Genomic DNA, 7,362 nt, shown 5'->3' on the forward strand with positions numbered 1-7,362 from the left:
GTATTATTTTATTTTTGTTCCAAGTGGTACTTCTTCATTTACTGTTAGCCAGAACGGTTTATCGTTTACATCTGCGGCCAAAAGCATTGCATTTGATTCAAATCCCGCAATCTTTCGTGGTTCTAGATTTGCAATAACAACCACCGTCTTACCAACTAGATCTTCTGGTTGATAATATTCTGCACCGCCAATTATTACTTCACGCTTTTCTTCTCCTAAATCTATGATTCCTTTAATAATCTTCGATTTTCCAAGTATTTTTTCGGTGCCAAGTATTTTGGCTATACGAATATCGAGTTTAGCAAAATCATCATATGTAATATTTGGCACACCAAGGATAATTTTATCACATTAAAATTGATTTCGAAATTATGAAACAATTTTCTAATAACCTCAAAATTAAGGATTGACCCGTTAAAAGTTCCAGTTAAACGTGAGAATAATAAGTTAATTTAATAACTATCAAAATCAAAAATAGGTAGGACGTAATATGAGTAGTGTACAAAAAGAGATTGTAACTAGACATTCAAAATCTCTTTCAGTTGTTGTACCCACTTATAATGAATCTAAAAATATTGTGGGCATACTAGATTCTTTATGTAAACATCTACCTATTGATACAGATACTGAGATCATAGTAGTTGATGACAATTCACCAGATGGTACTGGAAATATAGTTGAAGAATATGCAAAAAATTCTAAAAGGGAAAATACCCAATCTGTTCAAGTCATACATAGAAAAACTGAACGTGGATTGAGTTCTGCAATTCTTGCTGGCATCAGCTGTGCCAAAGGTGAATCAGTTGTTGTAATGGATAGCGATTTCTCACATCCTCCACAAACAATTCCAAAAATGATAGAGGAGCTTCACAAATCCGAATGCGATATAGTAGTAGCATCGAGATATGTCGATGGTGGTTCTGTAAAAGGATGGCCGTTTAAAAGAAAAATAATAAGCAAAGGAGCGACCAAAATTGCTCAACATGGATTAGGAATAAAAATCAAAGATCCAATGTCGGGTTTTTTTGCATTCAAACGCAGTATTATTAATAATATCAAGTTTGATGCCATGGGATACAAAATACTTTTAGAAATACTTGTAAAAACACGAGGAGTAAAAGTAAAAGAGATCCCATATGAATTCATTAATCGTAAAGAAGGTTCAAGCAAACTAGATACAGCTGTAACTATTGATTATGTCAAATCATTATGGAGTCTATACCGTTATGGTAAAACCATCCGTGAAAAAGAAAAAAGAATTTCTGTACGTTTTCTCTCAAAAGCTGGAAGATTCTATACAGTAGGTGCCTCAGGTTTACTGGTAAACTATTTAGTTTCATTTCTTTTTGGAGTAGTTCTATCTAACTTATGGTACATCTATGCAACCATGATAGGAATTGTATTTTCTATGACATCAAACTTTATTCTAAATAAAGTGTGGACTTTTGAGGATAGAGACTTTGATCTTAAAAAAACTCTAAAGCAATACGGATTATTTTTGGGCTTTAGTGGAATAGGTGCAATATTTCAGATTTTCATGATTTACGTTCTAGTAGAATCAAGACACTTGAATTATTCTATTGCATTGTTTGTAGCAGTAGTTATTGCATCTGTTGGAAATTTCATCTTAAACAAAAGATGGACTTTCGAAGAAAAAGTTTGGAGTTAATCCTGCAATGGTAAACAACCAAATATGCCTACATTAAAAATATCAAGTCTACTTTTTAGAAGAATTAGTCGCGTCTCAATTATTTTTCTTCTAATTCCGTTAACGCTATCTGCATTTACACATTTGTGGAATCCAGTAGGCTTCCCAGATATTTTCTATGACGAAGGAGTATACATGTACAGAGCGATGAATGTTTTAGCAGGTCTAGGACCGCAAACTAATACCTTCCATGATCATCCGTTTTTTGGACAGTTTTTCTTGGCAGGTGCATTATCTTTAACAGGTTATCCAGATTCGCTTCATCCCAAACCTGATGCGCATTCTATAGAAATGCTCTATCTAGTTCCACGAATATTGATGGGTTTACTAGCAGTATTGGATACTTTTCTGATATTCAAGATCTCAGAGCGTTGTTATTCAACAAAAGTTGCTTTTTTAGCTTCAATCTTGTTTGCTGTCATGCCAATAACTTGGCTTGTGAGAAGAATATTGTTAGATTCCATATTACTCCCATTTCTGTTGACATCCATACTTTTTGCAGTTTATACAAAAAATTCTCAACATAGTAAATTGTTTACCGTGATTTCTGGGATTTTACTTGGAATTGCTATTTTTACAAAAGAAACCGCATTTGTCATGATTCCAGTAGTGGCAATTCTGCTGTATCAGAACACAAAGAGTAGAAAAACTCTTGTGTTGTGGTTCATACCAGTAATTTTGATACCATTATTATGGCCCGCTCAGAGCATCGCCGATAATCAATTCCACAAATTCGTTGCTGATGTCTTGTTTCAAGTCCACAGGCAAAATAACAACTTTGTAAATATTGTAGGAAATTTTGCTGGTTATGATCCAGTCTTGCTAATATTAGGTATAACTGGAACTGTTTATGCTGCCATAAAAAGAGATTCCATGATTTTGTTGTGGATAATTCCATTTGTGATATTCCTTGTTTCAATAGGCTATGTCCAATATTTTTATTGGATTCTCATATTACCTGCATTTTGTATTGCGTCATCCAAATTCATAATAGACAAATTAGAGACCGTAAAGAAAAACAATCAACAAATTGTTACATTTTCCATAATAGCTAGCATATGCATTTTTGGATTTACTATGTCAACGTTATTAATTACTACAAATATTTCAGGCCAATTTGAAGCTGCAGCATACGTTATTCAAAATGTTCACAACAGTAATATTCCTAAGGATAGTAATAATACAACAATTATTTCAAGCCCAGTGTACTCGTGGTTGTTTACATATGTTTACAAAATTCCTGATGTAGACCCTGATTACAGATACATATTGTTTCATCCCCTCTATACTCAAAAGATTCTTCTAATATCAGACACTCACTTCAAAGGAAACATCAATGCTGGAAAACAACTTCAGGATGTATACAACCGTACCTTCCCAATCAAGAAGTTTTACGGTGGAGTTCTAAAATACGATATAGGGGAATATCCGTTTACCAACATGGTTCCAAATTATGAAGGAAGCGAGATAGAAATACGGGAAAACAAATAATCATGATCAATATATTATGTAAGCAAAAAAGAAAATATTTGTAAAAGTAAAATTATGTGTAATCAACAAATAAATCAGTTACCACTTTTGGTAATGAGATAGTTAAGGTTCAGTAAATGTAATTATTTTAACTGGTCTGAAATTTGTTCAAGATATGAAACCGAGAAACGTTATATGGATCTTACTTTTAATTATAGTCCTTGAAAGATAATGACACTAATCTTCAGTTAAATCTGTTTGATGCAGAACCTGGAACGGCGTCATACGAACACAAGTTAAATCTACAGAAGATTACAGAACAACTTTTAAAATTTGGGCTTAGTCCAAATCAAACAAAAATATACATCTATTTGGGAAAATACGGTCCAAAAACGGCACCACAAGTGTTCAAAGCATTACAGCTACCAAGAACTGAAACTTATTTCATTCTTAACGCATTACAAGGCAGAGGAATTGTAAATGCAGAATGTTCATCACCCACAAAATATTCTGCGCTTCCATTAGAGCAAACGTTATCAACGTTAGTAAATACAGAAAAAGAGAAATTAGATACGTTAACGCAACAAAAAAGCGATCTGGTTCAACTTTGGGATCAAGTTCCGTCATATATTATTGAGACGGACGAAACAAAAAGTGAAAAATTACAAATGGTGCAAGGAAGTGAACTTATACAAATAAAAATAAAAAACATGATTAAAAGTGCGAGAGAAGAAATTCTAATGTTTTGTAGTGAGAAAGATCTTTCTAGATTTTATCATGCTGATATCACAGATATGTTATCAGACTCACTTATCGATTTTAGGATCATTGTTTCTCCAGCGCAAAGAATTCCTTCTTTTCTGGATGGAATAAATAAAAAAGCAATTAAACTAATGCCAAGTATTAATTCTGAAAATCAATGTTTTGTGATCAAAGATCATAGCGAGGTTATAATATTTCTAAGAAATGCGGTTCATCCCTCGCACAATCCTTTTGCAGTTTGGGCGGATTCTAGATCATTTGTGGATTCTATGCATATGTTATTTGGGTATTCTTGGGAGAATGCAGAGATATGTCATTGATGCGCTATAATAAATCCAAAAATGATTCTATGTCTGATAACAAGATGAGGGGAATGTAATTTGGTTGAAAATAAAGACATTCTATCAAATAGGGAACTTCTGATGATGGCCGTAGAAGATGTGTTAAATGGAATGGGTGAGCCTACGCTTGAGATAATAAATAAGAGGCTCTTTCAAGAATACCATTGTTCGTTGTTAGACTGTGTAGAACACCCAGATTACCTCGCTAATGTCTTGAAACAAACATTTGGTCTTGCACACATTGCCATAGTACAGAAAATCAAGAAAAATATGGGCGAATTTGCATCAGAAAAACCTGTAGAAGAATTCATCAAGGTATTGTCTAGGTAAAAATTGGAAGCCAATCTGCTGAGAATAAGAATCCATAGATTCTTGATTTTTTCTCTAATTTGCATCGGTTTTACTATTCTGATAGCAAATTTTCTTGGTAAGAATATTGCGACAGCAACGTCTGACTTTCTTTATTTACCTGTATCAGGCACTCTCTTAATCCTATCAATCATCATCTCTGTCAGATTTGGTGGAAAGGGTGACCTTGGAAGATCTTATCTCTTTTTTGCCGGTTTTGCTGCTGCTTGGTTTATTGCAGAATTGTTCTGGTTTATTTCTGAGATTTTTAATAAATTAAATCCCTTCCCGTACGTAAACGACTTTCTTTATCTTCTCGGATATCCTTTTTTATTATTATTTTCAATCTATTATCTAAAGCCAGTAGAAGCAGCAATCTCAAAAAAAATGTTGGCTTGTGCATTTTTATCAACAGCCATATTTCTAGTTCCAACATTTTACACTACATATTCTTACAATCCAAATGCCAGTTGGGAGGATATGGTGTGGGCAGGAATTTATCCTATTGCAGATGCAATCGTATTATTTCCTACAGTTATAGGAATGATACTTTTCTTCAAAGGAGATGTGAGTTTGTTATGGTCCCTCATGTTTTTTGCCATCTTACTTAATGTTGTTGCTGATTCGGGTTTTCTCTTTTTGGATGTGAACAAATCATATTACTCTGGAAATCCAATAGACATTCTTTACTTGTGGTCTTATGTGTTGTTCTCGTTTGGTCTTTACAGTCACATAAAACTGTTCAAAAAACCAAAGATGAAATCTTATGATAAGTTAGATGAACTCAAATGATTCTTCATTTCATTTTTGTATTATGTTATGTAAGAAATAGAAACTAGTCTATTATTTTCTTAGCGTATTTGTGCTGGATTTGCTAGTAGATTTGGTGACAGATGTGCTAGTGCTTGGAGTAACAGGTTTGGTGACAGATGTGCTAGTGCTTGGAGTAACAGGTTTGACAGTATATGTACTAGTTGCAGATGCTAGTGAGCTTTGTGTAGGTGTATCGGTATTGTTTGCTGTGCTGATCTTGTAATAGTATGTTGTACCTGCAGATAGACCTCCATTAGTATATGATGTTGCAGCTGTTGACCCAATCATGGTAAATGGACCAGTTTGTGATGTCGCGCGGTAAATGTTGTATGTTGTTGCACCAGGTGAGGCAGTCCATGATACTCTAATCTGATTTGATGATATTGCAGTAGTTGTTACCCCTGTTGGTATAGATGGAGTAGTGTTATTGGGTGAGCTAATAGCGGATGCAAAATTACTAGTACTAGGATGATTATCACTTCCAGATGAAGCTGCACCTGTTCCAGACAGACCTACACTTGAAGTTAATGAACTCAAATGTTGGAGGGAAAATGCAAATTTGGACAAGTGCTGTGACTCTATTGTTATTTCACACTGTGATACACTAATTGATTTAGATGATGTCTCATTAACACCAAAAGTAGTCCATGAATTCGAAACCAGTGTATAAGGAATGATTATAGGACAATCTTGAGCGTCATTTAAAACAGAGCTTGAGTTAGTCTTACTTACTATTATTGTAAGAGTAGGTGGTACAGCAAGGTTAGATGCATTTGACCAATTAAATGCTGTTTGATTTTCTTCAAAAGGATGTTGTATATTGATAAAAAGTACTGGTGCACTATTAATTCCATTCGAGGTTAAGGCAAAAGGAATTGCATTTTCTACTTCAGCAACAAACCAATTTGTATTATTTACTTCTACTGGTTGTTGAACAGTAGAGGATTGTACTGTAATCTCCTTTAGACCACCAAAACTTGGAATCAATGGATCTGCCACTGGAATGATCATTTCTTGACCAGGAATTACTCCAGATATAGGAGGAGTAGCTGCGATGTAACCTGATGTTGTATTCACATGTGTTACAATGGTTGGAATTATGGCTACGACATTAGTTGAGTTAGGCAAGGAATAATTTTCGAGACCAATTGTATTTACTATTTTAGAACCACTTGTCAAAGGAGCAAAAGAGGCATTCAATAATACTGATTGTTCCGAAATTAATGACGAATTAATTGCAGAGGAATTACCTGAACCTGCTATAATTAGCTGCGGTGTCTGTTCTACATTGTTTATAATAACGCTAGAATTATCGTTATCTATGAGTTTAGCAGAAAATGACGATGATGTCCAACTATTAAATGTCTTATTGTTTAGTGATGGAGATTGGATGGACTGTGATGGAAGCTGGGTGAGATCAGTACTTGTTGGTAATACGTGAAAGTTCACGATCTTGTTCAAACTAGATGAGTGAACGTTTGTGATTGTGGATTTTAATAAAGAACGAAATCCTGGTGGAATATTCATCTGAGTTATTACATATTTACCTTTATGAACATGCGAGATTTCTATTGCGCCATTTGCCAAGCCATCTTCATCATCAGCACCTCCATCAGTAATAGTAAGGCTTCCGAAACCAGTTTTTGGATTTGGCGATATGGTATAAGTTGCACCAGAAACCGGCGAAACAGATAATGTTTTGATAGTTATTGTGATTTTTGCGTTACTAATTGATGTATCAACTACATCAACTGTTCTGATAACTTGGACTGCGTGGTTTCCTGCTGGGTCTACTGCATTATACTCTACAGAATAGGAACCTGTTACATTTGTCTTGACAGCAGATGAGTCAATTGATACTTTCAGTTTTGGATCGTTTGGATCAGATACTGTTGCACCAAGCTCTACATATTTTGAACC

General features: G+C 34.4%; 7 protein-coding genes. 5 read left to right on the top strand and 2 right to left on the bottom strand.

Features of this window, described 5'->3' with window-relative positions; all coding sequences use genetic code 11:
- Positions 1–3 precede the first annotated feature (3 nt).
- Positions 4–330, bottom strand: a complete 327-nt coding sequence (locus tag VEU72_00185) for a tRNA-binding protein (protein HYL65551.1) — start codon at positions 328–330, stop codon at positions 4–6.
- Positions 331–490: 160 nt separating this feature from the next.
- Here VEU72_00185 and VEU72_00190 point away from each other — a divergent pair, with 160 nt between their 5' ends.
- The 5 genes from VEU72_00190 (at position 491) to VEU72_00210 (ending at position 5,421) form a co-directional block, all read left to right on the top strand.
- Positions 491–1,669: a glycosyltransferase family 2 protein gene (locus VEU72_00190; GenBank protein ID HYL65552.1), complete on the top strand. Its 1,179-nt coding sequence runs from the start codon at positions 491–493 to the stop codon at positions 1,667–1,669.
- A gap of 24 nt (positions 1,670–1,693) precedes the next feature.
- Positions 1,694–3,199 carry a glycosyltransferase family 39 protein gene (locus VEU72_00195; GenBank protein HYL65553.1) on the top strand — a complete coding sequence of 502 codons (1,506 nt, stop codon included), beginning with the start codon at positions 1,694–1,696 and terminating at the stop codon, positions 3,197–3,199.
- Positions 3,200–3,399: 200 nt separating this feature from the next.
- The gene (locus VEU72_00200) at positions 3,400–4,260 is read left to right on the top strand and encodes a helix-turn-helix domain-containing protein (GenBank protein HYL65554.1); all 861 of its coding nucleotides are present in this window, start codon (positions 3,400–3,402) and stop codon (positions 4,258–4,260) included.
- A 102-nt stretch (positions 4,261–4,362) separates the two neighbouring features.
- Complete coding sequence (locus tag VEU72_00205; GenBank protein ID HYL65555.1) at positions 4,363–4,611, top strand: hypothetical protein; 249 nt, start codon at positions 4,363–4,365, stop codon at positions 4,609–4,611.
- A 42-nt stretch (positions 4,612–4,653) separates the two neighbouring features.
- Positions 4,654–5,421 (top strand): hypothetical protein, encoded by a 768-nt coding sequence (locus VEU72_00210; GenBank protein ID HYL65556.1) that lies wholly within the window; start codon positions 4,654–4,656, stop codon positions 5,419–5,421.
- Positions 5,422–5,472: 51 nt separating this feature from the next.
- On the opposite strand, the gene VEU72_00215 is transcribed toward VEU72_00210, so the two are convergent.
- On the bottom strand, positions 5,473–7,362 hold a 1,890-nt coding region (locus tag VEU72_00215; protein ID HYL65557.1), incomplete at its 5' end, for an immunoglobulin-like domain-containing protein.

Source organism: Nitrosopumilaceae archaeon (assembly GCA_035631875.1).
In the GTDB taxonomy this organism is placed as follows: Archaea; Thermoproteota; Nitrososphaeria; order Nitrososphaerales; family Nitrosopumilaceae; genus TA-20.

Coding starts and splice junctions, on each gene's coding strand:
- VEU72_00195 (HYL65553.1), top strand. CDS start 1,694: ATGCCTACATTAAAAATATCAAGTCTACTTTTTAGAAGAATTAGTCGC.
- VEU72_00205 (HYL65555.1), top strand. CDS start 4,363: ATGATGGCCGTAGAAGATGTGTTAAATGGAATGGGTGAGCCTACGCTT.
- VEU72_00190 (HYL65552.1), top strand. CDS start 491: ATGAGTAGTGTACAAAAAGAGATTGTAACTAGACATTCAAAATCTCTT.